The following is a 24481-nucleotide window of genomic DNA, read 5'->3' as shown; positions in this document are numbered from 1 at the left end:
GCGCCGGCGTTCGCGGCAGCGCCGTCACGTACCGCTAGGAGCGCTCGACCGGGCGCGACGGATCGGACGACCAGCCGCTCCAGGAGTCGGCGAACACCCGCACGCCGCCCAGGCCGGCGACTTCAAAGGCCAGCGCCAGGTGGCAGGCGGTGACCCCGGAACCACACATCACCACCGCATCGCCCGGCGCGTGCGCGCCCAGCAGCGGCTGCAGTTCGGCGCGCAGTTCCGCCGCCGGGCGGAACCGGCCATCGCGCAGATTGAGCGCGAACGGGCGGTTCAACGCACCGGGCACATGCCCGGCGACGCGGTCCAGCGGCTCCACCTCGCCGCGGTAACGCTCGCCGGCGCGCGCGTCGATCAGCCAGCCGGGCGCCTGCCCCAGGCGCGCGGCGATTTCATCGGCATCGGCCACCTGGGCCAGGTCGAAGCGCCCCGGATACGGCGGCAGCGCCTGCACCTGCGGTGGATCGGCCACCACCGGCTGCGCGGCGGCCTGCCAGGCCGCCAGCCCGCCATCGAGCACCGCGACCCGGCGGTGGCCGATCAGCCGCAGCAGCCACCACAGCCGCGCCGCGGCCATGCTGCCGTCGCCGGCGTCGTAGACCACCACCTGGGTGTCGGGGCCGATGCCCCAGCGCCCCAGGGTGGCGGCGAAGGCATCGCTGTCCGGCAGCGGATGCCGGCCATGGCCCTGCCGCGACAGGTCGGACAGATCGCGGTTGAGATCGGCGTACACCGCACCCGGCAGATGCCCCGCCGCGTACTGCGCGGCGCCGGACTGCGGGTCGGCCAGCGCGAAACGCGCGTCCACCAGCCGCGGGGCGGTGCTGGCCGTGGCGCGCGCGTCGAGCAGGCGCGGGGCTGCCGCGGCAAGGGCGGCGGCAAGCGACGCGGCGTCCACCAGCGTGGTCCACGGCGGGTCGATGGCATTCATGGGGTCTGCTCCAGTCGGCGACGCAGGTTGTAGAGGATGGCCGCGGTGGCGCCCCAGATGCGCTGGCCCGGCCAGGTGTACTCGAGCACGTGGCGGACCCGCCCGCGATGGTCGATCTCGACCTGGCGCAGGTTGGCCGGGTCCATCAGGAAATCCAGCGGCACCTCGAACACCTCGGCCACTTCCGCCGGCTGCGGTACCGGCACGAACGCCGGGTCGATCACCGCCACCACCGGCGTGACCCGGAAGCTGGAAATGGTGACGAACGGATCCAGGTAGCCCAGCGCCTGCACCCGCTCGTACGGCAGCGCGATCTCCTCGCCGCTCTCGCGCAGCGCCGCCGCCACCGGATTGCGGTCGCCGGGTTCGATGCGCCCGCCGGGGAAGCCGACCTGGCCGCCATGGTTGCGCAGCGTCTCGGTACGGCGGGTCAGCAGCACCTGCACGCCCTGCGGCCGCGGCACCAGCCCGGCCAGCACCGCCGCCTCGGCCGGTGGCCCCGGCGGCAGCAGGTCGGCCAGTTCGCCGTAGTTCCAGCCCTTGTCGGTCGGTGCGGCAGCGAGCGGGTTCAACGCGCGCAGCAGGCGTTCGTGCCCGGGCAACGCCGCGGCCAGCGAACCGGCGTCGCGCGCGCGTGCCGGCAGCACGTCCTGCATCAGCTGCCGGCGCTGGTGCTCGCTCATGCCCATCCAGCCGCCGATCTCCTCGCGCGTGCGCAGGCAGCCGCGACAGCGGCCGGCGCGGTCCAGCGAACAGATTCCGATGCAGGGACTGGAAATGGCACGGCGCATGGCATCCATCGATCACGACACTCCCAAGCCTACTGCAACCGCCGGCAACGCGACGGTGGCTGCACGGACGGACCTGCGCCGCGGGGACCGCGGGCCGCACAAACGAAAACGCGCCGGTGGAGGCCACCGGCGCGTCGTCGCATCACTACGGGTTACTTGACGCTGACCAGCTTGATCTCGAACTGCACGGCCACGTTCGGCGGGAACGGGGTGCGCGGATCGGCACCGTAGGCCTTTTCCGGCGGCAGGGTGACTTCCCACTTGGCGCCGGTCGGCATCTGCAGCAGGGTATCGCGCATGGCCTGCATTTCCACTTCGCTGACCTTGATCGACGGGATCTGCTGCGCCGGGCGGGCTTCCTGCGGACGCTGGCCGTACGGGAACGGACCGGCCACTTCCAGTGCCACGGTGCTGGCCTGGGTCGGCTTGGCGCCGGCACCGGCCTCGATCACGCGGTACTGCACGCCGCTGGGCAGGGTCTGCACACCGGCCTTGGCCTTGTTGGCGGCCATGAACTGGTCGCTGCGGGTCTTGTTCTCGGCGGCGGCCTTTTCGTACTCGGCCTTGGCGGCCTGGGCACGACCCTGCTCGCGCTTCTGGAACGCCTCCACGGCCGGCTTCAGCTGGTCGCTGGTGATCGCCGGCTGCTTCTTCGCGTAAGCGTCCTGCAGGCCCTTCACCACCGAGGCGATGTCCAGCTGTTCGCCGCGGCCGGTGAGCTCGGCCAGGTTGTTGCCGTAGTCGTATCCGAAGTAGTAGCTCAGCTTGCCCTTCTCGGACGAGACGTCCTGGGCGATTGCAGTGCCGGTGAGGGCCAGAGCGGCCACGGCGACCGCGATAGAACGCAACTTCATCAAACAGTTCTCCAGGAAAGATGTCTCAGGGCAACCATGCCGCTAGAGGCGACGGGTTAGGATAGCCGCCACAACGGCGGACCGCCACTGACGACAAGGGCTTCTGACCAACGGTCGTGGCTGGAGTTCCCCAATCACTTTTTCTTAACTTTTTCCTGGAGTCAGCATGTCAGAGGCACCGGTTTCGATCAGCACCCGCGATGGCGTGCGCACCATCACCGTGCAGCGCCCGGAAAAGCTCAATGCGCTCAACCGCCAGACCCTGGAAGCGCTGGATGCGGCGTTCGCCGAGGCTGCCGCGGCCGGCGACGTCCGGGTCGTGATCCTGACCGGTGCCGGCGCCAAGGCCTTCGTGGCCGGGGCCGACATCGCCGAGATGAACGGCCTGAGCGCGGTGCAGGGGCGCGACTTCTCCCTGCTCGGCCAGCGCCTGATGCGGCGCATCGAGCGCATGCCCAGGCCGGTGATCGCGATGGTCAACGGATTTGCCCTGGGCGGCGGCCTGGAACTGGCCATGGCCTGCCACCTGCGCATCGCCGCCGACAGCGCCAAGCTCGGCCAGCCGGAGATCAACCTCGGCCTGATTCCCGGCTTCGGCGGCACCCAGCGCCTGCTGCGCCTGGCCGGCCGCGCCGCCACCCTGGAGCTGTGCCTGCTCGGCGCGCCGATCGACGCCACCCGCGCCCAGCAGCTGGGCATCGTCAACCGCGTGGTCGCCGCGGCCGACCTGGAAGCGGAGACCCTGAAGATCGCCACGCAGCTGGCCAAGGCCGCGCCGCTGGCCCTGCGCGGCATGCTCGATGCGGTCAACGTCGGCGGCGAATGCGGCATCGAGGAGGGGCTGGAATACGAAAGCGCGCAGTTCGGGCTGATGTTCTCCACCCAGGACATGCGCGAAGGCACCCGCGCCTTCCTCGAACGCCGCGCCCCGGAATTCCAGAACTGCTGACCCGCGCCGTGATGCACGCTCCCTCCGCATCCCCCCGGCAACTGCTGCAGTACGTGCTGGACGACGACCTGGACGCCGCACTGGACGCAGGCCTGATGGACTACGCGCCACAGCCCGGCGACGCGGCGCTGGACCCGCGGCACCCGGACCTGCCGCAACGGCTGGCGCAGGCCCAGCAGCGCCTGCGCACGGCCTGGGCCGCGCGCGCGCGCTACCGCGCCCGCGCCGTGCGCCTGGCGCGCCGCGCCGCCGAGCGCGAGGCACGCCGCGCACCGCCACCGGCCCCGGACCGCAAGCCCGCCCTGCCCCCGGCCGCGGCGGCCATCCTGGCCCGTGCCCAGGCAAAGGCGAGGCAGCCATGACGCAGCCGACGAAGCCGGCGACACCCCGCGTCCGGGCCAAGGCGGGGGCCACGCCCCGGGCCGATGCGGAGACCGCGGCGAAGACCAGGCACCCACGCCCGGCACCGGCATCCCGCCCGGTCGCGCGCGCGTCCCGCGCCAGGCGCATGAACGGCGCGGAAGTGCGCGAGATGTTCACCCGCCTGCGCGAACTGAATCCGCACCCGACCACCGAGCTGGAGTACCGCACGCCGTTCGAACTGCTGGTGGCGGTGACGCTGTCGGCGCAGGCCACCGACGTCGGCGTGAACAAGGCGACCCGCAAGTTGTTCCCGGTGGCCAATACCGCGCAGGCCATCCTCGCCCTGGGCGAGGACGGGCTGAAGCCCTACATCTCCACCATCGGCCTGTTCAATGCCAAGGCCAGGAACGTGATCGCCGCCTGCGCGATCCTGGTCGAGAAGCACGGCGGCGAAGTGCCCGCCGACCGCGCAGCACTGGAAGCCCTGCCCGGGGTCGGCCGCAAGACCGCCAACGTGGTGCTCAACACCGCCTTCGGCGAACCGACCATGGCGGTGGACACCCATATCTTCCGCGTCTCCAACCGCACCGGGCTGGCGCCGGGCAAGGACGTGCGCGCGGTGGAGGATGGCCTGCTGAAGGTGATTCCGGGGGAGTTCCTGCAGGATGCGCATCATTGGCTGATCCTGCATGGACGTTATGTGTGCAAGGCACGCAAACCGGATTGCCCGCAGTGCGTGATCCGCGACCTGTGCCACTTCAAGGACAAGACCATCGCCTGAGGCGGCGGCAGGGCCGGCCGCGGGCGCGGCATCGACCCAATGGCGCCGATCCGTCGCTGCGGGCCGGCGCGCAAGCCGGATTGCCCGCAGTGCGTGATCCGCGACCTGTGCCACTTCAAGGACAAGACCATCGCCTGAGGCGGCGGCAGGGCCGGCCGCGGGCGCGGCATCGACCCGATGACGCCGATCCGTCGCTGCGGGCCGGCGCGCAAGCCGGACTGCCCGCAGTGCGTCATCCGCGACCTGTGCCACTACAAGGACAAGACCGTCGCCTGATGCGGCGGCAGGGCCAGCCGCGGGCGCGGCATCGACCCAATGGCGCCGATCCGTCGCTGCGGGCCGGCACGCAAGCCGGACTGTCCGCAGTGCGTCATCCGCGACCTGTGCCATTACAGGGACAAGACCGTCGCCTGATGCGGCGGCAGGGCCAGCCGCGGGCGCGGCATCGACCCCGATGATGCCGATCCACTGCTGCGGGCCGCTTGCCGGAAACGAAGACGGCGGGCCGAAGCCCGCCGTCGTGTGCCTGTGGCGTGGTGCCTGACCTCAGAACTTCAGGTCGCCCCAGATGCCCAGTTCCTTGGTCTTGGTCTGCGACGGGCTGGCCAGCGAACCCACGGTGGCGTCGGTGTCCTTGTACACCGCGGCCAGCTTGAAGTTCTTCAGCACCGGGTACTCGACGCCGACGTTCCAGTACGTGTCCTCGCGGAACGGGTTGAGCGTCTTGCTGGTGTCGGTCTTGTCGTAGCGGCCGAACACGCTGACGTCGCCATTGGCGGTCTGCGCCAGGCGCACGCTGCTCCACAGCGACCAGCCCGTGGCCTTGTCGCTGACCGCCGGCACTGCCGTCTGCTGCACCTGTCCCAGGTTCTTGGCGGTGAAGTACTCGCCACCCAGGCGGAACATCGGGCCGGCATAGGCCACCATCACGTCGCCGCGGCTGTAACGCTTCTCGGCGTCGTTGTTCTGCTTCTCCTGGCCCAGGTAGCCGCTGTAACCGCCAACGGCGACCGCGAACTCGGGCGTGATCTCCCACGCCAGGCGGCCTTCCACGTCCACGCCCTTGCTGCGGCTCGGATTCTTGTAGCCGGCACCGTTGACCACCGCCACGGCGTAGTTGAAGCCGTTGCCGAGGTCGCCGCTGGCGTGCGCGCCCCAGTCGGCCGAGTTGGCGTACTTCAGGCGGTCGGTCAGGGTGTTCTCGACATAGCGCATGCCGTAGTACTTCTCGACGTAACCGGTCCACGGCATGCCCGCCGCACCGACCTTCAGCACGAAGGCCGGGTCGAACGTGCCCTGCACATAGGCGTTCTTGATGAACAGTTCGGTATTGCCGATGGCCGAGCTGTACTGGAAGTCGGTGGTCAGGTTGGCCGACCAGATATCGTTGAACTTGTGGTCGACGGTCAGGTAGAAGCGCTTGACGTCGAAGCCGGTGCCGGTGGCATCGGTCTTCTTGCCGTTGGTCTTCTGGTCGATGCTGCTGACGTCGAAGAACATGCGGCCGCCGATCTTGTTGTCATTGACCAGCTTGGCCAGCTTGTCGACGTTGGTCTGGGTCTTCTGCGACGATTCCAGCGCCTGCGCCTGGGTGATGTTCACTTCCGACTGCGCGTCGGACTGGGCCTGGAGCGATTCGGACTGGGTCTGCAGCTGTTGCACCTGCGCCTGCAGGGCGGCGATCTGCGCCTGCAACTGCTCGATCTGCGCGGGAGTCACGGCGGGACCGGCAGCAAGGGCCGGCGCCGAGGCCAGGCCGAGGCTGGCGGCGACTGCCAGGGCGAGCGAATGGGAACGCATCGGGGATCTCTCCAAGGGATGTGGAAGGGCTTCAGGTGGACGCCCGTCCAGCACGACCGCCGGGCAAGCGTTTTGCGAAGATTCCGTTAATCATGTGACAGCAATGCGACAACACGATGACGCGGGCGCGACAGCACCCAGCGTAGCGCCTGTCATCGAACCGTCATCGCCGGGTCGCAAAAGATTCATCGACAGCCCCTGCAATAGCGGTCTGCCGGCCAGCGCCGGTCACCATTACCCTCAGGAGCCACACCGCGATGTCTTCCTTCAAACTCCGCCTGCTCACCGGCGCCGCCATTGCCTCGTTCGCCCTGGCCGCGCAGGCCGCCGATATCACGGGCGCAGGTGCGTCGTTCGTCTTCCCGGTGATGTCCAAGTGGTCGGCCGACTACGCCACCGCCACCGGCAACAAGGTCAACTACCAGTCCATCGGCTCGGGCGGCGGCATCGCCCAGATCAAGGCGGGCACCGTCGACTTCGGTTCCTCCGATGCGCCGCTGAAGTCCGAAGACCTGGCGTCCTCGGGCCTGGCGCAGTTCCCGTCGGTGATCGGCGGCGTGGTGCCGGTGGCCAACGTGCCGGGCCTGCAGCCGGGCGCGCTGAAGCTGGACGGCCCGACCCTGGCCAACATCTTCCTGGGCAAGATCAGCAAGTGGAACGATCCGGCGATCGTCGCACTGAATTCCGGCCTGGCCCTGCCCGACCTGAAGATCACCGTCGTGCACCGCTCGGACGGTTCGGGCACCAGCTTCAACTACACCAACTACCTGTCCAAGGTCAGCGCCGACTGGAAGAAGCAGGTCGGCGAAGGCACCACCGTGCAGTGGCCGGTGGGCATCGGTGGCAAGGGCAATGAAGGCGTGGCCGCCTACGTCAAGCAGATCCGCGGCGGCGTCGGCTATGTCGAACTGGCCTACGCGCTGCAGAACCGCCTGGCCTACGCGCAGATGAAGAACGCCGCCGGCCGCTTCGTGCAGCCCAGCGACGACAGCTTCGCCGCCGCGGCCGCCAGCGCCGACTGGGCCAATGCCCGCGACTTCAACCTGGTGATCACCAACGCCCCGGGCGCCAACGCCTGGCCGATCACCGCCACCAACTTCATCCTGGTGCGCAAGCGCTCCAAGCCGGGCAGCCTGAAGAACACCACCGATTTCTTCCGCTGGGTCTACAGCAGCGGCAAGAACCAGGCCAAGGCGCTGGACTACGTTCCGCTGCCGGACACCCTGGTGCGCCAGATCGAGACCTACTGGAACCAGCAGAACCTGAAGTAAACGGGCAAAGAGCCGGCGGGTCCCTCTCTCCCTCGTCGCCTCGGGCGCGGATCGAACGATCCGCGCCTTTTTTCATGGGCGCCGGCCCGCCGCCCGGTCCCATGTAATCAGCCTGTAACAAAAACATCATTTCATAGCCGCATCCGCTGGCACCGCCGGCACTTCTCCCGTCATGGAGCCCCGCATGAAACTGCACACGACCGGCCTTGCCGCCCTTTCCCTGGCCATCGCGCTGGGCCTGTCGGCCTGCGGCGGCGGCAGCGACACCAGCAGCGGCCAGTCGGCCGCAACGGCAGCGGCACCGGCCGCCGGCGACAAGGTCGCCGCCGAGATCTCCGGTGCCGGCGCCTCGTTCATCTTCCCGCTGGTCTCCAAGTGGTCGGCCGACTACAACGCCGCCACCGGCGCCAGGATCAACTACCAGTCCATCGGCTCGGGTGGCGGCATCGCCCAGATCAAGGCCGGCACCGTGGATTTCGGCTCGTCCGACAAGCCGCTGTCCTCCGAGGAGCTGGCGCAGGCCGGCTTGGGCCAGTTCCCGTCGGCGATCGGCGGCGTGGTCCCGGTGGTCAACCTGGAAGGCCTGCAGCCGGGCCAGCTGCGCCTGAGCGGCGCGCTGCTGGCCGACATCTTCCTGGGCAAGATCAGGACCTGGAACGACGCGGCCATCGCCGCCGCCAACCCCGGCGTGGCCCTGCCCGCCACCAAGATCACCCTGGTGCACCGCTCCGACGGCTCGGGCACCACCTTCAACTTCTCCAACTACCTGTCCAAGGTCAGCGGCGAGTGGAAGGACAAGGTCGGCGAAGGCACCTCGGTGCAGTGGCCGGACGGCGTCGGCGGCAAGGGCAACGAAGGCGTCGCCTCCTACGTGCAGCAGATCAAGGGCTCGCTGGGCTACGTCGAGCTGGCCTATGCGCTGCAGAACAACATGCCGTACGCGTCGATGCAGAACGCCGCCGGCAACTGGGTGCAGCCGACCGCCGAGACCTTCGCCGCCGCGGCCGCCAGCGCCGACTGGGCCAGCGCCAGGGACTTCAACCTGGTCATCACCAATGCCCCGGGCGCCAACGCCTGGCCGATCACCGCCACCAACTTCATGCTGATGCGCAAGCAGCCCAAGGATGCCAAGCGCAACCAGGACACGCTGGCGTTCTTCAAGTGGGCGTTCGAGAACGGCCGGCAGCAGGCCAACGACCTGCATTACGTGCCGCTGCCTGCCGAACTGGTGACCCAGATCGAGGGCTACTGGGCCAGCGAGTTCAAGTGACCGGGACCCCGTGAAAGGACGCCGCGCCCACCACGCGCGGCGTTCCGCTCCACCTCCCGCCACCCTCCCCCTCAGGCCATGCCGCAGCCATGAACGCCACCGCATCGTCCCTTGCACTGCCCAGCACGCGCGACCAGCGCGACGCACGCAACGACCGCCTGTTCCGCGGGTTCCTGATCGTCACCGTGGTGCTGGTGCTCACCGCACTGGCCTGCGCCGCGCTGTCGATGCTGTGGGGCGGACGCCATGCCCTGCAGGAACAGGGGCTGAGCTTCTTCTACACCGCCGACTGGAACCCGGTCGAAAACCGGTTCGGCGCGCTGGCGCCGATCTACGGCACCATCGTCACCGCCGTCATCGCCATGCTGATCGCGGTGCCGGTCAGCTTCGGCATCGCCTTCTTCCTGACCGAAGTCGCCCCTCGCTGGCTGCGCGGCCCGGTCGGCACCGCCATCGAGCTGCTGGCCGGCATTCCCTCGATCATCTACGGCATGTGGGGCCTGTTCGTGCTGGTGCCGGTGATGACCGAGTACGTCACCCCGTTCCTAAATGACCACCTGGGCGAACTGCCGGTGATCGGCGTGCTGTTCCAGGGCCCGCCGCTGGGCATCGGCATGCTCACCGCCGGCTTCGTGCTGGCGATCATGGTGATCCCCTTCATCTCCTCGGTGATGCGCGAGGTGTTCCTCACCGTGCCGACCCGCCTGAAGGAGTCGGCCTACGCGCTGGGCTCGACCAAGTGGGAAGTGAGCTGGGACATCGTCCTGCCCTACACCCGCTCGGCGGTGATCGGCGGCATCTTCCTCGGCCTCGGCCGCGCCCTCGGCGAGACCATGGCCGTGGCCTTCGTGATCGGCAACAGCGTGCGCCTGACGCCGTCGCTGCTGGAGCCGGGCACCACCATCGCCGCACTGATCGCCAACGATTTCGGCGAAGCCACCGAAACCTACCGCTCGGCGTTGCTGCTGCTGGGCTTCGTGCTGTTCATCGTCACCTTCGTGGTGCTCGCCATCGCCCGCCTGATGCTGCTGCGCCTGTCCCGCAAGGAGGGCAACTGATGTCCGCCGCCATGAAAACCAGCGACGCGCTGTACCTGCGCCGCCGCATCGTCAACGGCGCCGCGCTGCTGATGGCCTGTGCCACCGCCGCGTTCGGCCTGCTGTTCCTGGGCTGGATCCTGTGGACCCTGCTGTCCAAGGGCCTGCCGGGCATCAACCTGGACCTGTTCACCAGGATGACGCCGCCACCGATGCAGGAAGGCGGCCTGCTCAACGCCTTCTTCGGCAGCGCGGTGATGTGCGCCCTGGCCATCGCCATCGGCACCCCGCTGGGCGTGGCCGCCGGCACCTGGCTGGCCGAGTACGGCAATGCGCGCAAGGCCGGCACGGTGGTGCGCTTCGTCAACGACATCCTGTTGTCGGCGCCGTCGATCGTGCTGGGCCTGTTCGTCTACACCCTGTACGTGATGCAGACCGGCGGCAACTTCTCGGCCTTCGCCGGCGCGCTGTCGCTGGCCTTCATCGTGCTGCCGGTGGTCATCCGCACCACCGACGAGATGCTGCGGCTGGTGCCGGTGCAGATGCGCGAGGCGGCGCTGGCGCTGGGCGTGCCGCAGTGGAAGGTGATCGTGCAGGTGCTGTACCGCAGCGCCATGGCCGGCATCGTCACCGGCATCCTGCTCGCCCTGGCAAGAATCAGCGGCGAGACCGCGCCGCTGCTGTTCACCGCCTTCGGCAACCAGTACTGGAACAGCAACGTGTTCCAGCCGATGGCCTCGGTGCCGGTGGTGATGAACCAGTTCGCCGGCAGCCCCTATGAATCGTGGCAGGTGCTGGCCTGGGCCGGCGCCCTGGTGCTGACCGTGTTCGTGCTGCTGGTCAGCCTGTCCGCGCGCGGCCTGCTGCTGCGCAACCGCATCTCGAACGACTGATCCGAACGACCGACTTCCTTCCATGGACCTGCCCATGAACGACCTCACCAATGCCGTGCCGATGCAGCGCATCGCCGTGCCCTCCGCGCACCAGGACCTGCAGACCCCGGCACCGGTCAAGCTCGCCGCGCGCGGCCTGGACTTCTACTACGGCCAGTTCCATGCGTTGAAGAACATCAACCTGGAAATCCCGGAAAAGCGCGTCACCGCGCTGATCGGGCCGTCCGGCTGCGGCAAGTCCACCCTGCTGCGTATCTTCAACCGCATCTACGCGCTGTACCCCAAGCTCGAAGCCCGCGGCGAAGTACTGCTTGACGGCGAGAACATCCTCTCGCCGAAGTACCCGATGAACCGCCTGCGCTCCAAGGTCGGCATGGTGTTCCAGAAGCCGGTGCCGTTCCCGATGACCATCTTCGAGAACGTGGCCTACGGCATCCGCCACCACGAGAAGCTGTCCAAGGCCGACATGGCCGACCGCGTCGAGCACGCGCTGCGCCAGGGCGCGCTGTGGGACGAGGTCAAGGACAAGCTGGGCCAGAGCGCGCTGGGCCTGTCCGGCGGCCAGCAGCAGCGCCTGTGCATCGCCCGCGCGGTGGCGCTCAAGCCCGACGTGCTGCTGCTGGACGAACCGACCTCGGCGCTGGACCCGATCTCCACCAGCCGCATCGAGCAGCTGGTCGAGGAACTCAAGAACGACTACACCATCGCCATCGTCACCCACAACATGCAGCAGGCCGCGCGCGTGTCCGACTACACCGCCTTCATGTACCTGGGCGACCTGATCGAGCACGACCGCACCGACGTGATCTTCTCCAACCCGTCCCGGCAGCAGACCGAGGACTACATCACCGGCAGGTTCGGCTGAAGGCGCGCGCCTGGTCGATGCACCGCCGGCATCGGCCGCGACCGGCAGGCTGCACCATGCGGTGCGCCGGCCACGCACCCGGGCGCTGCCGCCGCCACGGCCGCAGCGAATCGAATGCCGGTGCGGCAGCGGCGATCTGCTTCGAACGAGCCACCTTCCGTACTCCCGCTTCCGTCATAGCCCAGAGACGCCCATGAACACCCATCCCAACGACCACATCGTGAGAAGTTACGACGAGGAACAGCACCGCCTGGTGGCCGAGATCGTGCGCATGGGCGAGATGTCCGTCGCCCAGCTCGAGGCCGCGCTGGACGTGATCGAACGCCGCGACGAGAGCGCCGCGCGGCGCATCATCGCCAACGACGAGGCCATCGACGCGCTGGAGCAGCAGATCAGCCACGACGTGATGCGCCTGGCCCTGCGCGGCCCGATGGCGCGCGACCTGCGCGAGATCCTCGCCGGGCTGCGCATCCCGGCCGATATCGAGCGCATCGGCGATTACGCCGCCAACGTCGCCAAGCGCTCCATCGCGCTGGCCGCGGTACCGCCGCTGCCGCAGGTCCAGGGCCTGCGCGCGCTTGGCCGGCTCGCCGCGCAGCAGGTCCGGCGCGCACTCGACGCCTATCGCGACAACGACGCCGAGGCGGCCCAGGCGCTGCGCGAGGACGACGCCCGGCTGGACGCGCAGTACACCGCGCTGTTCCGCGAGCTGCTCACCTACATGATGGAAGACCCGCGCAACATCACCCCGTGCACGCACCTGCTGTTCATGGCCAAGAACCTGGAGCGGATCGGCGACCACGCCACCAACATCGCCGAGAACGTCTGGTTCCTGGTCCATGGCGACGCACCGCTGCCGCCGCGCGAGAAGCGCGACGAGACCAGCACGGTCGACAACACCTGATACGCGAACGCCGGGCCAGGCCCGGCGTTTCCGCGTGCGGCGCCGGTCAGCTGCCGGCGCTGCTCAAAGCCGCTGCCGCACCGCCTCGAACAGCGCCACGCCGGTGGCCACCGACACATTGAGGCTTTCCACGTCGCCCGGCATCGGGATCCGCACCAGGCCGTCGCAGGTCTCGCGGGTCAGCCGGCGCAGGCCGTCGGACTCGCCGCCCATCACCAGCGCCACGTTGCCGCGCAGGTCCAGCTGGTGGATGGTCTGCTCCGCCTCGCCAGCCAGCCCGTACAGCCACACGCCCTGCTTCTGCAGGTCTTTCAGGCAACGCACCAGGTTGGTCACCGCCACCACCGGGATGCGGTCGGCCGCGCCGGCACTGGTCTTGCGCACGGTGGCGTTGACCGGCGCGCTCTTGTCCTTGGGAATCACCACCGCGGTGACGCCGGCGGCGGCGGCGCTGCGCAGGCAGGCGCCGAGGTTGTGCGGGTCCTGCACCTCGTCCAGCACCAGCAGCAACGCCTTGCCCTCGGCAGCCTCGACCAGCCCTTCCAGCTCGTTCTCGCCCCACAGCTTGGCCGCGGCGTAGCGCGCGACCACGCCCTGGTGGCGCACCTGCCCGGCCACGCCGCCCAGCGCCTGCGCGGCCACGCGGCGCACGTCGATGCCCTTGCGCCGCGCGTTCTCCTCGATCTCCACCAGCCGCGCGTTCTTGCTGCCGGCCTCGATCAGCACCTCGCGGACGTTGTCCGGGTCCTTCTCGATCGACGAAGCCACGGCATTGACGCCGACGATCCACTGGTTCTGCTTGCTCATTGCGACCGCGCGAGGGGGAGTTGGGCGCGTAATGGTAGTGCATCGGCCCGGCCGGCACCGTGCCGGCCGAACGGACGCCGGGGCATGGCCCGGCCCCGGCCGTGCCCGATCCGCCCCTGCGGGCCGCCGCGTGGCCGGTTGCGCCAAGCCGGATGCTGCGGCAGGCGGCTGCCGGCGCCATGGCCGGGTATGGCCCTGCTGGCCTTGCTGGCCGTATTGCCCGGGTGGCCCGCACGCGCTGGCGGGGCCTGCCCGCCCGCCCCGGGGAGCAGGCGGTCCACGCGCGACCCGCACGGCTCCCGCCGGGCCCGCCGCGCAACGCAGACGGCCGGTGCGGGCACCGGCCGCCGCCGCGTCAGTACTTCTGCTTGGCGCGCTTGGCCGGCTTGCCGCGCGCCGGCAGCGGCGGCAGGCCCTGGTCCGCCGCGCTGGCGTCGCCATCGAGCCGCTCGACCAGGCGGAAGTCGATCTTGCGGTCCTCCATGCTGGCCTTGAGCACCAGGATGCGCACCCCGTCGCCCAGCCGGAACTGGTTGCCGCGGCGGTCGCCGGTAAGCGTCTTGCGCATCGGGTCGAACTGGTAATAGTCGTGCGGCAGCTGAGTGACGTGTACCAGCCCGTTGACCTTGGATTCGTCCAGCTCCACGAACAGCCCGAAGCTGGTCACACCGCTGATGACGCCATCGAACTGGCCGCCGACGTGCTTCTCCATCCAGGCGGCGCGGAACCGCTCGTCCACCTCGCGCTCGGCTTCGTCGGCACGGCGCTCGCGCTCGGAGCACTGCAGCGCCAGCGCCGCCATCTCGCGCGGCGTGTAGGTGTACTTGTCGCGCGGGCCGCCGGTGAGCGCGTACTTGATGGCACGGTGCACCAGCAGGTCCGGATAGCGGCGGATCGGCGAGGTGAAGTGCGCGTAGGCCTCCAGCGCCAGGCCGAAGTGGCCGTTGTTGTCCGGCGAGTACACCGCCAGCGACTGGCTGCGCAGCAGCACCGACTCCAGCAGCGCCGCGTCCGGACGCTCGCGCACCTTCTTCAGCAACCGGGTGTAGTCGCCCGGCTGCACCTTGCTCCACGCCGGCAGGCTCAGCTTGAATTCCTTGAGGAACTCCAGCAGGTCGGCGAACTTGGATTCCGGCGGCCGCTCGTGCACCCGGAACGGTGCCGGGATATGGGTCGCCAGCAGGTAGCGCGCGGCCTCGACGTTGGCCGCGATCATGCACTCCTCGATCAGCTTGTGCGCGTCGTTGCGCACCAGCATGCCGGCCTGGGTGACCTCGCCGCGGTTGTCCAGCACGAAGCGCACTTCCGAGGACTCGAACTCGATCGCGCCGCGGCGTTCGCGCGCCTTGGCCAGGATGCGGTACAGCTGGTGCAGGCTCTGGATCTGCGGCAGCAGCGGGCCGATGAACGCCTTGGCGTCGGCGTCGTCCTCGCCCACCGCGTTCCACACCTGGGTGTAGGTCAGGCGCGCATGCGAGTTCATCACCGCCTCGTAGAAGCGCGACTGCACCACCTCGCCCTTGCGGTCCACCTGCATGTCGCAGACGAAGCACATGCGGTCTTCCTTCGGCCGCAACGAGCAGATGCCGTTGGACAGCGTCTCCGGCAGCATCGGCACCACGTAGCCGGGGAAGTACACCGAGGTGGCGCGCTTGAGCGCCTCATCGTCCAGCGGCGTGCCGGGGCGCACGTAGTGCGAGACGTCGGCGATGGCCACCACCAGCCGGAAGCCGTCCCGGTTCGGCTCGCAGAACACCGCGTCGTCGAAGTCCTTGGCGTCCTCGCCGTCGATGGTCACCAGCGGCAGCGCGCGCAGGTCCACGCGGGTGCCGATCATCGTCGGGTCCACCGTCATCGGGATCGCCGTCGCCTCGTCGAGCACTTCCGGCGGGAACTCATGCGGCAGGTCGTGGCCGTGGATGGCGGTTTCCACCACCAGCGACGGGGTCAGCTTGTCGCCGAGCACGGCGATGACCTTGCCGATCGGCGGGCGCCGCGTATCCGGCGCCTGGGTCAGTTCGCACACCACCAGCTGGCCGTCCTTCGCGCCACCGGTGGCGTCGGCCGGGATCTGGATGCTGCGCTGGATGCGCTTGTCGTCGGGCACCACGTAGTTGATGCCCAGCTCGACGCTGAAGTTGCCGATCAGGCGGTTGACGCCACGCTCGAGCACGCGCGCGATGCTGCCTTCGCGGCGGCCGCGGCGGTCGATGCCGGTGACATTGGCCAGCGCGCGGTCGCCATGCATGACCTTGCGCATCTCGTACGGCGGCAGGAACAGGTCGTCGCCACCTTCGTCCGGGCGCAGGAAGCCGAACCCTTCCGGGTTGGCGATGACCACACCGGGAATCAGGTTGGTGACCAGCACCGGGGCGAAGCCGCCGCGGCGGTTCTGCACCAGCTGCCCGTCGCGCACCATCGCGCCCAGGCGCTTGGCCAGCGCGTCGGCGCGCTCCGGTTCGGTCAGGCCGAGCCGCGCACCGATCTCCTCGGCGTTCTGCGGCCCGTCGCAGCGGTCCAGCAGCTGCAGGATCGCCTCGCGGCTGGCAATGGGCTGGGCGTAGCGCTCGGCTTCACGCGCGGCATAGGGGTCGTCGAGGACCGCGGCCGGCGCCGGCCGCGAGCGGCCACGCACGAAACTCTTCGGTGGCGCGCTGTCGCGGGATTTGCCGCGGCCGCCCTTGGCGGGCGTGGCCAGGCTCTCCGGCATCCACGGCGGCAGCTTGGCCGGCTTGCGGGGCGTGCCCGGCGTTGCGCCGGGGGCGGACTTGGGGGCCTTGCCGGCCCCGGGGGTCTTTTTGTTTTTCATCAGCCCCCATGGTACCCGCTGCGGCGTGGAGGAAGTGCGTACGCCGCACGGCCACCGCCATGCCGAAATACGTTGACAAACCCGGGCACGGTCAGCAGAATCTCCGGCTCGGATCGCCCAGGTGGCGGAATTGGTAGACGCACTAGTTTCAGGTACTAGCGGGTAAAACCGTGGAGGTTCGAGTCCTCTCCTGGGCACCACGATTCGAGACGAAGAAACCCGCGCAAGCGGGTTTTTTGTTGCCCGCGTGCGGCCCATGCCCGAGCCGCATGCGGCGCCCTGCGCCGTGGAACGGAACCGAGGCATGCCGCCGGTGGCATGGGCGACGGAAGGCAGTGGCCCGCACTGCAGCCCGTTGTTGACGCCCCTGCGAATGCCCTGCATAATTCCGCTCCTGAGTCGCCCAGGTGGCGGAATTGGTAGACGCACTAGTTTCAGGTACTAGCGGGTAAAACCGTGGAGGTTCGAGTCCTCTCCTGGGCACCACGACTCAACAGATCAAACCCGCGAAAGCGGGTTTTTTCGTATCTGCGGCCACCAGCGCCACGCTGCGGTGGACTCCCTGGAAAGTGGCTGCCCGCCCTCCTTTTTGCATGACGCTTCGGGTGGCCATCGACAGGTGGCGCCCGGACGCGCTTCCGCTTCGGCGCGCACGCCCCGCAGCGCACGCGTCCTTTCCCGCGCCATCGGCTGCACCCTGCGCGCGAACGCCTGCACGAAGCGTTGACACCGCGTCCGCCCATCGGCACAATTGCCGCCCTGAGTCGCCCAGGTGGCGGAATTGGTAGACGCACTAGTTTCAGGTACTAGCGGGTAAAACCGTGGAGGTTCGAGTCCTCTCCTGGGCACCACGACTCAACAGATCAAACCCGCGAAAGCGGGTTTTTTCGTATCTGCGGCCCGCTGCGACTCCGTCGACGTTGCGTCCAGCCCAGCGCCCCTGCCCGGATACGACGATCCCCGCCTTGCGGGCGGGGATCGCAGTGACTCAATGGCCGCCGGCACTGGCCGCGCCTGCACCGGCGCCGAACGGCGGCTTGGCCAGCCACAGGAAGGCGATGATCGCCAGGAAGGTCCAGCCCAGCAGGTAGAAGATGTCGTTGAAGCCCATCTGCGAGGCCTGGTGGTCGATGATGTTGTTCAACAGCGCCGCGCCGTGCTGCAGGTCGCCACGCCCCATCGCCAGCACCTGCTCCTGCATGCCCGGCGTATACGCCGAGACGTGCTCGGTCAGGTGCGCATGGTGCTGCTGGGTGCGGTGCGCCCACAGCCAGGTGGTCAGCGACGCGGCGAAGCTGCCGCCCAGCGTGCGCAGGAAGGTGGCCAGGCCCGAGCCGGCGGCGATCTCGCGCCCGTCCAGGTCCGACAGCAGGATCTGCAGCACCGGCATGAAGAACAGGGCCACGCCCACGCCCATGATCAGCTGCACCCCGGCCACGTGCTGGAAGTCCACCTGCAGGTTGAAGCCCGAGCGCATGAAGCTGGTCAACGACAGGAACACGAAGGCGATGGAGGCGAGCATGCGCATGTCGTAACGCGACGCGTACTTGCCCACCAACGGCGCCAGGATCACCGGCAGCACGCCGATCGGCGCCGTCGCCAGGCCCGCCCAGATCGCGGTGTAGCCCATGTCGCGCTGCAGCCACAGCGGCATCATCAGCGCCACGCTGAAGAACGCCGCGTACGCCACCACCATCGCCAGGGTACCGGCGCGGAAGTTGCGATGGCGGAACAGGCGCAGGTCGACGATGGGGTCCTTGTCGGTCAGCTCCCAGATCAGGAACACCGCCAGCGACACCACCGCCACGCACGACAGCACCACGATCTTGGTCGAGGCGAACCAGTCCTCGTCGTTGCCCAGGTCCAGCACCAGCTGCAGCGCGCCGACGCCGATCACCAGGGTGACCAGGCCGACGTAGTCCATCTTCGGCGTGTCGATGTGCTCGGGCCGGCCCTTGAGCTGGCTGCCGACCACCAGCGCCGCGAAGATGCCCAGCGGCACGTTGATCAGGAAGATCCATTCCCAGCTGTAGTTGTCGGTGATCCAGCCACCGAGGATCGGCCCGCAGATCGGCGCGACCACCGTGATCATGGCCAGCAGCGCCAGTGCCTGGCCGCGTTTCTCGCGCGGGTAGATCGACACCAGCAGCGACTGCGTGATCGGGTACATCGGCCCGGCGACGAACCCCTGCAGCGCGCGCGACAGCACCAGCATGCCCATGCTCTGGGCCAGGCCGCACAGCAGCGAGGTGATGACGAAGGCCAGCGTCGCCCACACGAACAGCCTGCGCTCGCCGAAACGGCGACTGAGCCAGCCGGTCAGCGGCAGCGCGATGGCGGTGCTGACCGCGAACGAGGTGATCACCCAGGTCGCCTGCTGCGAACTGGCGCCGAGGTTGCCGGCGATGGTCGGCAACGAGACGTTGGCGATGGTGGTGTCGAGCACCTGCATGAACGAGGCCATCGCCAGGCCGATGGTGCACAGCGCCACGCTGGGCGGCGCGAAGCCGGCGGCCGGCTGCGGCAGGGCCGGAGCTTGAGCGGACATGCGCGGCGACCTCAGCCGGCCCGGGCCTGGCGCGGCAGGTTGTCGTGGATGATCCGCGCGATCGCCGCGTCGGCATCATGCAGCTGCCTGGCGTAGACGTCGGTGTCGAACACGTTGCCCTTGGCCGGCGTGGCCGGCAGCACCTCGCCCTTCTGGTCGCGCAGGCTCACCTCGGCCTTCATCGACAGGCCGATGCGCAGCGGATGCTCGGCCAGCTGCCTGGCATCGATGGCGATGCGCACCGGCACGCGCTGCACGATCTTGATCCAGTTGCCGCTGGCGTTCTGCGCCGGCAGCAGCGAGAACGCCGACCCGGTCCCCAGCCCGAGGCTGGTGATGCGGCCCTTGTACTTCACGTCGCCGCCGTACAGGTCCGAGCGCAGCTCCACTTCCTGGCCCAGGCGCATGTGCCGCAGCTGGGTTTCCTTGAAGTTGGCATCCACCCACATCTGCTCGGCAGGCACCACCGCCATCAGCGCAGTGCCCGGCTGCACGCGCTGGCCGACCTGCACCGAGCGCCGCGCGACATAACCGGCGACCGGCGCGACGATGCCGGCGCGGGCATTGTTGAGCCACGCCTGGCGCAGCTGCGCGGCGGCGGCCTTCACGTCAGGCTGGGTGGCGACCACGGTGTCGTCGACCAGCGCGCGGCTGCGCTCCACCGTTTCGCGCGAACCGGCCACCGCGGCTTCGGCCGCGGCCAGCTCGTCGCGGGCATGGGCCAGTTCCTCGTTGGAGATCGCGCCGCTGGCGGCCAGGTCCCGGCGCCGGGCGAAGTCCTCGCGCACGCGCCGCAGGGTGACCTGGCGGGCGTTCAGGTCGGCCTGCGCGCCCTCCACGGTGCGGTACAGGCCACGGACCTGGCGCACGGTGCGGGCCAGATTGGCTTCGGCCTGCTGCAGCGCCACCTCGGTGTCGGCCGGGTCCAGCTGCACCAGCAGCTGGCCGCGCTCCACGCGCATGCCGTCGTCGGCGGCGATGGCGACCACGGTGCCGGCCACCTGCGGGGTGATCTGCACCTGGTTGCCCTGCACGTAGGCATCGTCGGTTTCCTCGAACCAGCGGCCGAAGGCGAAGTACCACAGCGCGAACGCCGCCAGCAGCAGGATGATGATGGCAAGCAGTCCGCGCAGCAGCCGGCCACGGCGGCTGCCAACGACGGGGGCTTCAGGAGTGTGGGTCTGGCTCATGGGGTGTTTCTCAGGAATGCGGGGACACGGAGGAGGAGGAAGACACCGGGGCGGCGACGCCGTCGGCCGGCGGCGCGTAACCACCGCCCAGGGCCTGGGTCAGCCGCGCCGCGGCCAGCAGCTGCTGCGAATGCAGCGTGGCCAGCGCCTGCTGCGCACCGAGCAACTGCGACTGCGCAGACAGCACGTCCAGGTAATTGCCGATGCCGGCGCGGTAACGCTGGCCGGCCAGCTCGAAGGCGGAGCCGGCGGTGGCCACCGCCTGCTGCTGCGACTGCACCTGCTGCTCGAGCGAGCGCACCGCGTTGACCTGGTCGGCCACCTCGCGCAGCGCATCGACCAGTGCCTGGTTGTAGCCGGCCACCGCCAGGTCGTACTGGGCGTCGGCACCGGACAGGCCGGCGCGCAGGCGCCCGCCCTCGAAGATCGGCAGGCTCAGCGCCGGGCCGAGGTAGGCGAAGGTCGAGCCGCTCCTGAGCAGGTCGCCGACGTTGGGGGCGACCACGCCGGCCAGCGCGGTCAGGTTGAAACTGGGGTAAAACCGGGCCTTGGCGACCTTGATCTGCTTGCCGGCCGCTTCCACGCGCCAGCGTGCGGCGACGATGTCCGGGCGCCGCCCGAGCAGTTCGCTGGGCAGCACGCCCGGCAGCTGCAGCGCGGCCACGTCCAGCGCCTGCGGACGGGCGATGCCCAGGCCACGATCCGGGCCCTGCCCCAGCAGCGCGGCCAGCGCGGTGCGCGCGGCGTCGATCTGCTGCTGCGCGGCCTGCAGCTGCTGCTGCGCAGTGGGAATGCGGGCTTCGGCCTGGCGCACCTGCAGGTCGCTGTCGATGCCGGCGGCGCGGCGCTGGCGCACCAGCTGCACGGTCTTGCGCGCACGCTCCAGTTCCTGCTCGGCGATGTCGTTGGCACGCCAGGCCCGGTCCAGTTCGACATAGGCCTGGACGATGCCCGAGGCCAGCTTCAGGCGCGCGGCCTGGGCATCGACGGCCGCGGCATGCACCGTGTCCACCGCCGCTTCCCAGCTGGCGCGCTTGCCGCCCCACAGGTCGACCCCGTAGCTGAAATCGAATGCGACCTGGCCGCTGCCCATGTAGCGGCCGCCGAGCTCCTCGCCGACCATCGATTCGGGCAGGCGCACGCCGGTGTAGCCACCGGACACGGACAGGCTGGGCAGGCGGTCGGCGCGGGCGACGCCGGCCTGGGCCTGGGCCTGGCGCAGGCGCGCATCGGCCGCATCCAGGCTGGGATGGCCGGCCAGCGCCTCGGCCACCAGCGCATCCAGCTGCGGGTCGCCGAAGGCGCGCCACCAGTCGCTGGCCGGAAACGCGGCCACGGCCAGGTCGCTGGTCGCCAACGTGCGTTCGCTGTGCAGGCTGTCGGCATCGAGCAGCCGCCCCTGCGGCTGCAGTCCGCCGCTGCTGGCGCAGGCCGCGAGCGCCAGCAGCAGCGTTGCCGGCAACAGCGGCCGGCAACGGCGGCGCAGGGAGGGGGAGAGGGAAGAGAGGGTCATGGGGGCGTCAGGGAGTCGCGGATGCGGGTGAGAAGGGACATCAGCTGCTCGCGTTCGTCGGGGCTCAGGTCACGCATCGCGTAATCCATCACCGCGTCGCCGCGTTTCTTGAGCCGCGCGCACAGCTCGCGGCCCTGCTCGGTCAGCACGATCTGCAGTGCGCGCCGGTCCTGCGCATGCGCTTCGCGGCGCACGCAGCCCAGCGATTCGAGCTTGTCCAGCAGGCGGGTCACCGCGCTGGGCACCTGGTCCAGCGCCTGCGCCAGTTCGTTGGCGGTGCACGGGGCCATGTGCGCCAGCGTCTTCAGGCCCACGAAATGGGTGAAGCCGATGCCGATGTTTTCTTCGGCCATCGAGGCGTCGAGTTGCCGGGCCAGGCCATCGCGCGTCTGGCGCAGCAGGAGGCCGAAGCTGGGGGGATTGGAGGTCGAGCAGATCATGGGCGGAGATTTTATTCCATCCAGAATAATTCTCAATGGAAATATTCCATCCGGCATGAAATGCGCTGTTGCAGCACTGGATCAATCCCGCCCCCTGCCGGGCCGGGGCACGGCCCGTGGCTTGGCATCCCCGACCGCATCCGGATAATCACCGGCTCGCGGGGGCGACGGCCGTCGCCGCCCCCCAGCACCAGGTAACAGCCCCGCATGACCGAACTCGTACGCCCCGCCTTCCACGGCTTCGAGCAGCAGCCGCTGCGCGAGTACGCCGAGCGCGCCTATCTCGACTACTCCATGTACGTGGTACTGGACCGCGCCCTGCCCTTCATCGGCGACGGGCTCAAGCCGGTGCAGCGCCGCATCATCTATTCGATGAGCGAGCTGGGCCTGAACGCCGCGTCCAAGCCGAAGAAGTCCGCGCGCACCGTCGGCGACGTGATCGGCAAGTACCACCCGCATGGCGACAGCGCCTGCTACGAGGCGCTGGTGCTGATGGCCCAGCCGTTCTCCTACCGCTACCCGCTGATCGACGGCCAGGGCAACTTCGGCTCCAGCGACGACCCCAAGTCGTTCGCGGCCATGCGCTATACCGAATCCAAGCTGACCCCGATCGCCGAAGTGCTGCTGGGCGAACTGGGCCAGGGCACCACCGACTGGTCGCCCAACTTCGACGGCACGCTGGAGGAGCCTAGCTGGCTGCCGGCGCGGCTGCCGCACCTGCTGCTCAACGGCACCACCGGCATCGCCGTGGGCATGGCCACCGACGTGCCGCCGCACAACCTGAACGAGATCGTCAGCGCGCTGGTGCGGCTGATCGACGACCCGGACGCCAGCGTCGCCGACCTGTGCGAGCACGTGAAGGGCCCGGACTACCCGACCACCGCCGAGATCATCACCCCGGCCAGCGACCTGCGGCAGCTCTACGAGACCGGCAATGGCAGCGTGCGTGCCCGCGCCACGTTCCAGAAGGAAGCCAGCAACATCGTCATCACCGCGCTGCCGCACCAGGTGTCGCCGTCCAAGGTGATCGAGCAGATCGCCCAGCAGATGCGCGCCAAGAAGCTGCCCTGGCTGGAGGACATCCGCGACGAATCCGACCATGCCAACCCGGTGCGCGTGGTGCTGATCCCGCGCTCCAGCCGCGTCGACGCCGAGCAGCTGATGGGCCACCTGTTCGCCACCACCGACCTGGAGAAGAGCTACCGGGTCAACCTCAACGTCATCGGCCTGGACGGCCGCCCGCAGGTCAAGAACCTGCGGCAGCTGCTGGGCGAGTGGCTGCGCTTCCGCCAGGACACCGTCACCCGCCGCCTCAACCACCGGTTGCAGAAGGTCGAGCGCCGCCTGCACCTGTTGGAAGGCCTGCTGGTCGCCTTCCTCAACCTGGACGAGGTGATCCGCATCATCCGCACCGAGGACGAACCGAAGCCGGCGCTGATCGCCCGCTTCGGCCTGTCCGAGGACCAGGCCGAGTACATCCTGGAGACCAAGCTCAAGCAGCTGGCGCGCCTGGAGGAAATGAAGATCCGCGGCGAGCAGGACGAGCTGGCCGCCGAGCGCGAGAAGATCCTGTCCATCCTCGGCAGCGCCGCCAGGCTCAGGAAGCTGGTCAAGGACGAACTGCTGGCCGACGCCAAGAAGTTCGGCGACGCGCGCCGTTCGCCGCTGGTGCAGCGCGACGCCGCCCAGGCCATCGACGAGACCGAACTGGTGGCCAGCGAACCGGTCACCGTGGTGCTGTCGGAAAAGGGCTGGGTGCGCGCGGCCAAGGGCCATGACGTGGACGCCGCCGGCCTGTCCTACCGCGAGGGCGACAGCCTGCTGGCGGCGGTGCGCGGGCGCAGCACCCAGCAGGTGGCGTTCCTCGACAGCGAGGGCCGCGCCTACTCCACGCCGGCGCATACCCTGCCCTCTGCACGCGGCAACGGCGAGCCGCTGACCGGCCGCTTCTCGCCGGCCGCCGGCAGCAGTTTCGTCACCCTGGCCAGCGGCGACAACGACACCCGCTTCGTGCTCGCCTCCTCGCACGGCTACGGCTTCGTCACCCGCTTCGAGAACCTCACCGGCCGCAACAAGGCCGGCAAGGCCATGCTCAACCTGTCCCCCGGTGCGGCGGTGCTGCAGCCGATGGTGGTGGCCAACCCGCAGGCCGATCGCATCGTCGCGGTCACCAGCGCCGGCAACATGCTTGCCATCCCGGCCACCGAACTGCCCGAGCTGGACAAGGGCAAGGGCAACAAGATCATCGAGATCCCCAAGGCCAAGCTCGCCACCGAGCGCGTGGTCGCGGTGGTCGCGGTATCGCCGGGCGCCACCCTGCAGGTCCGCAGCGGCCAGCGCACCATGAACCTGTCGTTCAAGGAACTGGATGCGTACGTGGGTGCGCGGGCCAGCCGCGGGCATCTGTTGCCGAGGGGGTGGCAGAAGGTCGAGGGGCTCGACGTCCAGTAAGCCGGCTC

The 24481-nt window shown here is 69.4% G+C and carries 23 protein-coding genes and 3 tRNA genes; 16 read left to right on the top strand and 10 right to left on the bottom strand.

Annotated elements, in window-relative coordinates:
* Window positions 1-34: 34 nt before the first annotated feature.
* The 3 genes from ABB33_RS06010 to ABB33_RS06000 form a co-directional block, all read right to left on the bottom strand.
* Window positions 35-937 (bottom strand): sulfurtransferase, encoded by a 903-nt coding sequence (locus ABB33_RS06010; RefSeq protein WP_056931485.1) that lies wholly within the window; start codon window positions 935-937, stop codon window positions 35-37.
* Window positions 934-1737 carry a CoA pyrophosphatase gene (locus ABB33_RS06005; protein ID WP_054666757.1) on the bottom strand — a complete coding sequence of 268 codons (804 nt, stop codon included), beginning with the start codon at window positions 1735-1737 and terminating at the stop codon, window positions 934-936. Before ABB33_RS06005 ends, ABB33_RS06010 begins: the two co-directional genes overlap by 4 nt.
* Before the next feature lie 143 nt (window positions 1738-1880).
* A complete protein-coding gene (locus tag ABB33_RS06000; protein ID WP_054666758.1) occupies window positions 1881-2582 on the bottom strand; it encodes an FKBP-type peptidyl-prolyl cis-trans isomerase N-terminal domain-containing protein in 702 nt (233 codons plus the stop codon).
* 166 nt (window positions 2583-2748) lie between these two features.
* Here ABB33_RS06000 and ABB33_RS05995 point away from each other — a divergent pair, with 166 nt between their 5' ends.
* The 6 genes from ABB33_RS05995 (at window position 2749) to ABB33_RS19170 (ending at window position 5089) form a co-directional block, all read left to right on the top strand.
* Window positions 2749-3531, top strand: a complete 783-nt coding sequence (locus ABB33_RS05995; protein ID WP_054666759.1) for an enoyl-CoA hydratase/isomerase family protein — start codon at window positions 2749-2751, stop codon at window positions 3529-3531.
* Between the two features lie 11 nt (window positions 3532-3542).
* Complete coding sequence (locus tag ABB33_RS05990) at window positions 3543-3893, top strand: hypothetical protein (RefSeq protein ID WP_152984980.1); 351 nt, start codon at window positions 3543-3545, stop codon at window positions 3891-3893.
* Window positions 3894-4039: 146 nt separating this feature from the next.
* Window positions 4040-4675, top strand: coding sequence for an endonuclease III (gene nth / locus ABB33_RS05985; RefSeq protein WP_056931484.1), 636 nt, complete (start codon window positions 4040-4042; stop codon window positions 4673-4675).
* A gap of 39 nt (window positions 4676-4714) precedes the next feature.
* Window positions 4715-4813 (top strand): hypothetical protein, encoded by a 99-nt coding sequence (locus ABB33_RS19180; protein ID WP_225546634.1) that lies wholly within the window; start codon window positions 4715-4717, stop codon window positions 4811-4813.
* A gap of 39 nt (window positions 4814-4852) precedes the next feature.
* Window positions 4853-4951 (top strand): hypothetical protein, encoded by a 99-nt coding sequence (locus ABB33_RS19175; RefSeq protein WP_225546635.1) that lies wholly within the window; start codon window positions 4853-4855, stop codon window positions 4949-4951.
* A 39-nt stretch (window positions 4952-4990) separates the two neighbouring features.
* Window positions 4991-5089, top strand: coding sequence for a hypothetical protein (locus ABB33_RS19170; RefSeq protein ID WP_225546636.1), 99 nt, complete (start codon window positions 4991-4993; stop codon window positions 5087-5089).
* A 132-nt stretch (window positions 5090-5221) separates the two neighbouring features.
* On the opposite strand, the gene ABB33_RS05980 is transcribed toward ABB33_RS19170, so the two are convergent.
* The gene (locus tag ABB33_RS05980; protein WP_054666763.1) at window positions 5222-6475 is read right to left on the bottom strand and encodes a porin; all 1254 of its coding nucleotides are present in this window, start codon (window positions 6473-6475) and stop codon (window positions 5222-5224) included.
* Window positions 6476-6732: 257 nt separating this feature from the next.
* Here ABB33_RS05980 and pstS (ABB33_RS05975) point away from each other — a divergent pair, with 257 nt between their 5' ends.
* From pstS (ABB33_RS05975) to phoU, 6 genes are all read left to right on the top strand, one after another.
* Window positions 6733-7746 carry a phosphate ABC transporter substrate-binding protein PstS gene (gene pstS, locus ABB33_RS05975; RefSeq protein ID WP_054666765.1) on the top strand — a complete coding sequence of 338 codons (1014 nt, stop codon included), beginning with the start codon at window positions 6733-6735 and terminating at the stop codon, window positions 7744-7746.
* Window positions 7747-7930: 184 nt separating this feature from the next.
* Complete coding sequence (gene pstS, locus ABB33_RS05970; protein WP_056931483.1) at window positions 7931-9016, top strand: phosphate ABC transporter substrate-binding protein PstS; 1086 nt, start codon at window positions 7931-7933, stop codon at window positions 9014-9016.
* An 89-nt stretch (window positions 9017-9105) separates the two neighbouring features.
* The gene (gene pstC / locus ABB33_RS05965; RefSeq protein ID WP_054666769.1) at window positions 9106-10074 is read left to right on the top strand and encodes a phosphate ABC transporter permease subunit PstC; all 969 of its coding nucleotides are present in this window, start codon (window positions 9106-9108) and stop codon (window positions 10072-10074) included.
* Window positions 10074-10946, top strand: a complete 873-nt coding sequence (pstA, locus tag ABB33_RS05960; protein WP_054666772.1) for a phosphate ABC transporter permease PstA — start codon at window positions 10074-10076, stop codon at window positions 10944-10946. The genes pstC and pstA overlap by 1 nt, the downstream gene beginning before the upstream one ends.
* Before the next feature lie 34 nt (window positions 10947-10980).
* The gene (gene pstB / locus ABB33_RS05955; protein ID WP_054668727.1) at window positions 10981-11811 is read left to right on the top strand and encodes a phosphate ABC transporter ATP-binding protein PstB; all 831 of its coding nucleotides are present in this window, start codon (window positions 10981-10983) and stop codon (window positions 11809-11811) included.
* Between the two features lie 193 nt (window positions 11812-12004).
* On the top strand, window positions 12005-12715 hold the full coding sequence (phoU, locus tag ABB33_RS05950) for a phosphate signaling complex protein PhoU (protein ID WP_056931482.1): 711 nt from the start codon (window positions 12005-12007) through the stop codon (window positions 12713-12715).
* Window positions 12716-12778: 63 nt separating this feature from the next.
* Here the strand turns inward: phoU and rlmB are convergent, their stop codons facing one another.
* Window positions 12779-13522, bottom strand: coding sequence for a 23S rRNA (guanosine(2251)-2'-O)-methyltransferase RlmB (rlmB, locus tag ABB33_RS05945; RefSeq protein ID WP_054666779.1), 744 nt, complete (start codon window positions 13520-13522; stop codon window positions 12779-12781).
* A 355-nt stretch (window positions 13523-13877) separates the two neighbouring features.
* Complete coding sequence (gene rnr, locus ABB33_RS05940; protein ID WP_056931481.1) at window positions 13878-16331, bottom strand: ribonuclease R; 2454 nt, start codon at window positions 16329-16331, stop codon at window positions 13878-13880.
* Window positions 16332-16446: 115 nt separating this feature from the next.
* On the opposite strand from rnr, the gene ABB33_RS05935 reads away from it, so the two are divergent.
* From ABB33_RS05935 to ABB33_RS05925, 3 genes are all read left to right on the top strand, one after another.
* Window positions 16447-16531 (top strand) — tRNA-Leu (locus ABB33_RS05935).
* Window positions 16532-16732: 201 nt separating this feature from the next.
* Window positions 16733-16817 (top strand) — tRNA-Leu (locus ABB33_RS05930).
* Between the two features lie 280 nt (window positions 16818-17097).
* Window positions 17098-17182: transfer RNA gene (locus ABB33_RS05925), tRNA-Leu, on the top strand.
* Between the two features lie 137 nt (window positions 17183-17319).
* Here ABB33_RS05925 and ABB33_RS05920 read toward each other — a convergent pair.
* From ABB33_RS05920 to ABB33_RS05905, 4 genes are read right to left on the bottom strand one after another with little or no spacing between them, the layout of a single operon-like run.
* Window positions 17320-18879 carry a DHA2 family efflux MFS transporter permease subunit gene (locus tag ABB33_RS05920; RefSeq protein WP_056931480.1) on the bottom strand — a complete coding sequence of 520 codons (1560 nt, stop codon included), beginning with the start codon at window positions 18877-18879 and terminating at the stop codon, window positions 17320-17322.
* A gap of 11 nt (window positions 18880-18890) precedes the next feature.
* A complete protein-coding gene (locus ABB33_RS05915) occupies window positions 18891-20069 on the bottom strand; it encodes an HlyD/EmrA/EmrK family protein (RefSeq protein ID WP_056931479.1) in 1179 nt (392 codons plus the stop codon).
* Window positions 20070-20079: 10 nt separating this feature from the next.
* Window positions 20080-21582, bottom strand: coding sequence for an efflux transporter outer membrane subunit (locus ABB33_RS05910; RefSeq protein ID WP_056931478.1), 1503 nt, complete (start codon window positions 21580-21582; stop codon window positions 20080-20082).
* Complete coding sequence (locus ABB33_RS05905; RefSeq protein WP_054666787.1) at window positions 21579-22022, bottom strand: MarR family winged helix-turn-helix transcriptional regulator; 444 nt, start codon at window positions 22020-22022, stop codon at window positions 21579-21581. The genes ABB33_RS05910 and ABB33_RS05905 overlap by 4 nt, the downstream gene beginning before the upstream one ends.
* A gap of 207 nt (window positions 22023-22229) precedes the next feature.
* On the opposite strand from ABB33_RS05905, the gene parC reads away from it, so the two are divergent.
* Window positions 22230-24473 carry a DNA topoisomerase IV subunit A gene (gene parC, locus ABB33_RS05900; protein WP_056931477.1) on the top strand — a complete coding sequence of 748 codons (2244 nt, stop codon included), beginning with the start codon at window positions 22230-22232 and terminating at the stop codon, window positions 24471-24473.
* Window positions 24474-24481 lie beyond the last annotated feature (8 nt).

The sequence above is a fragment of the Stenotrophomonas acidaminiphila genome, assembly GCF_001431595.1.
GTDB lineage: Bacteria > Pseudomonadota > Gammaproteobacteria > Xanthomonadales > Xanthomonadaceae > Stenotrophomonas > Stenotrophomonas acidaminiphila.
Note: the sequence above shows the minus strand (reverse complement) of the source record. Positions and strands in the feature narration are given on the sequence as shown.

What these genes read in the sequence shown, in the direction of transcription:
- ABB33_RS06010 (WP_056931485.1), bottom strand. Translation starts at nt 937, where the DNA reads ATGAATGCCATCGACCCGCCGTGGACCACGCTGGTGGACGCCGCGTCG.
- ABB33_RS06005 (WP_054666757.1), bottom strand. Translation starts at nt 1,737, where the DNA reads ATGGATGCCATGCGCCGTGCCATTTCCAGTCCCTGCATCGGAATCTGT.
- ABB33_RS06000 (WP_054666758.1), bottom strand. Translation starts at nt 2,582, where the DNA reads ATGAAGTTGCGTTCTATCGCGGTCGCCGTGGCCGCTCTGGCCCTCACC.
- ABB33_RS05995 (WP_054666759.1), top strand. Translation starts at nt 2,749, where the DNA reads ATGTCAGAGGCACCGGTTTCGATCAGCACCCGCGATGGCGTGCGCACC.
- ABB33_RS05990 (WP_152984980.1), top strand. Translation starts at nt 3,543, where the DNA reads ATGCACGCTCCCTCCGCATCCCCCCGGCAACTGCTGCAGTACGTGCTG.
- nth (WP_056931484.1), top strand. Translation starts at nt 4,040, where the DNA reads ATGAACGGCGCGGAAGTGCGCGAGATGTTCACCCGCCTGCGCGAACTG.
- ABB33_RS19180 (WP_225546634.1), top strand. Translation starts at nt 4,715, where the DNA reads ATGGCGCCGATCCGTCGCTGCGGGCCGGCGCGCAAGCCGGATTGCCCG.
- ABB33_RS19175 (WP_225546635.1), top strand. Translation starts at nt 4,853, where the DNA reads ATGACGCCGATCCGTCGCTGCGGGCCGGCGCGCAAGCCGGACTGCCCG.
- ABB33_RS19170 (WP_225546636.1), top strand. Translation starts at nt 4,991, where the DNA reads ATGGCGCCGATCCGTCGCTGCGGGCCGGCACGCAAGCCGGACTGTCCG.
- ABB33_RS05980 (WP_054666763.1), bottom strand. Translation starts at nt 6,475, where the DNA reads ATGCGTTCCCATTCGCTCGCCCTGGCAGTCGCCGCCAGCCTCGGCCTG.
- pstS (WP_054666765.1), top strand. Translation starts at nt 6,733, where the DNA reads ATGTCTTCCTTCAAACTCCGCCTGCTCACCGGCGCCGCCATTGCCTCG.
- pstS (WP_056931483.1), top strand. Translation starts at nt 7,931, where the DNA reads ATGAAACTGCACACGACCGGCCTTGCCGCCCTTTCCCTGGCCATCGCG.
- pstC (WP_054666769.1), top strand. Translation starts at nt 9,106, where the DNA reads ATGAACGCCACCGCATCGTCCCTTGCACTGCCCAGCACGCGCGACCAG.
- pstA (WP_054666772.1), top strand. Translation starts at nt 10,074, where the DNA reads ATGTCCGCCGCCATGAAAACCAGCGACGCGCTGTACCTGCGCCGCCGC.
- pstB (WP_054668727.1), top strand. Translation starts at nt 10,981, where the DNA reads ATGAACGACCTCACCAATGCCGTGCCGATGCAGCGCATCGCCGTGCCC.
- phoU (WP_056931482.1), top strand. Translation starts at nt 12,005, where the DNA reads ATGAACACCCATCCCAACGACCACATCGTGAGAAGTTACGACGAGGAA.
- rlmB (WP_054666779.1), bottom strand. Translation starts at nt 13,522, where the DNA reads ATGAGCAAGCAGAACCAGTGGATCGTCGGCGTCAATGCCGTGGCTTCG.
- rnr (WP_056931481.1), bottom strand. Translation starts at nt 16,331, where the DNA reads ATGAAAAACAAAAAGACCCCCGGGGCCGGCAAGGCCCCCAAGTCCGCC.
- ABB33_RS05920 (WP_056931480.1), bottom strand. Translation starts at nt 18,879, where the DNA reads ATGTCCGCTCAAGCTCCGGCCCTGCCGCAGCCGGCCGCCGGCTTCGCG.
- ABB33_RS05915 (WP_056931479.1), bottom strand. Translation starts at nt 20,069, where the DNA reads ATGAGCCAGACCCACACTCCTGAAGCCCCCGTCGTTGGCAGCCGCCGT.
- ABB33_RS05910 (WP_056931478.1), bottom strand. Translation starts at nt 21,582, where the DNA reads ATGACCCTCTCTTCCCTCTCCCCCTCCCTGCGCCGCCGTTGCCGGCCG.
- ABB33_RS05905 (WP_054666787.1), bottom strand. Translation starts at nt 22,022, where the DNA reads ATGATCTGCTCGACCTCCAATCCCCCCAGCTTCGGCCTCCTGCTGCGC.
- parC (WP_056931477.1), top strand. Translation starts at nt 22,230, where the DNA reads ATGACCGAACTCGTACGCCCCGCCTTCCACGGCTTCGAGCAGCAGCCG.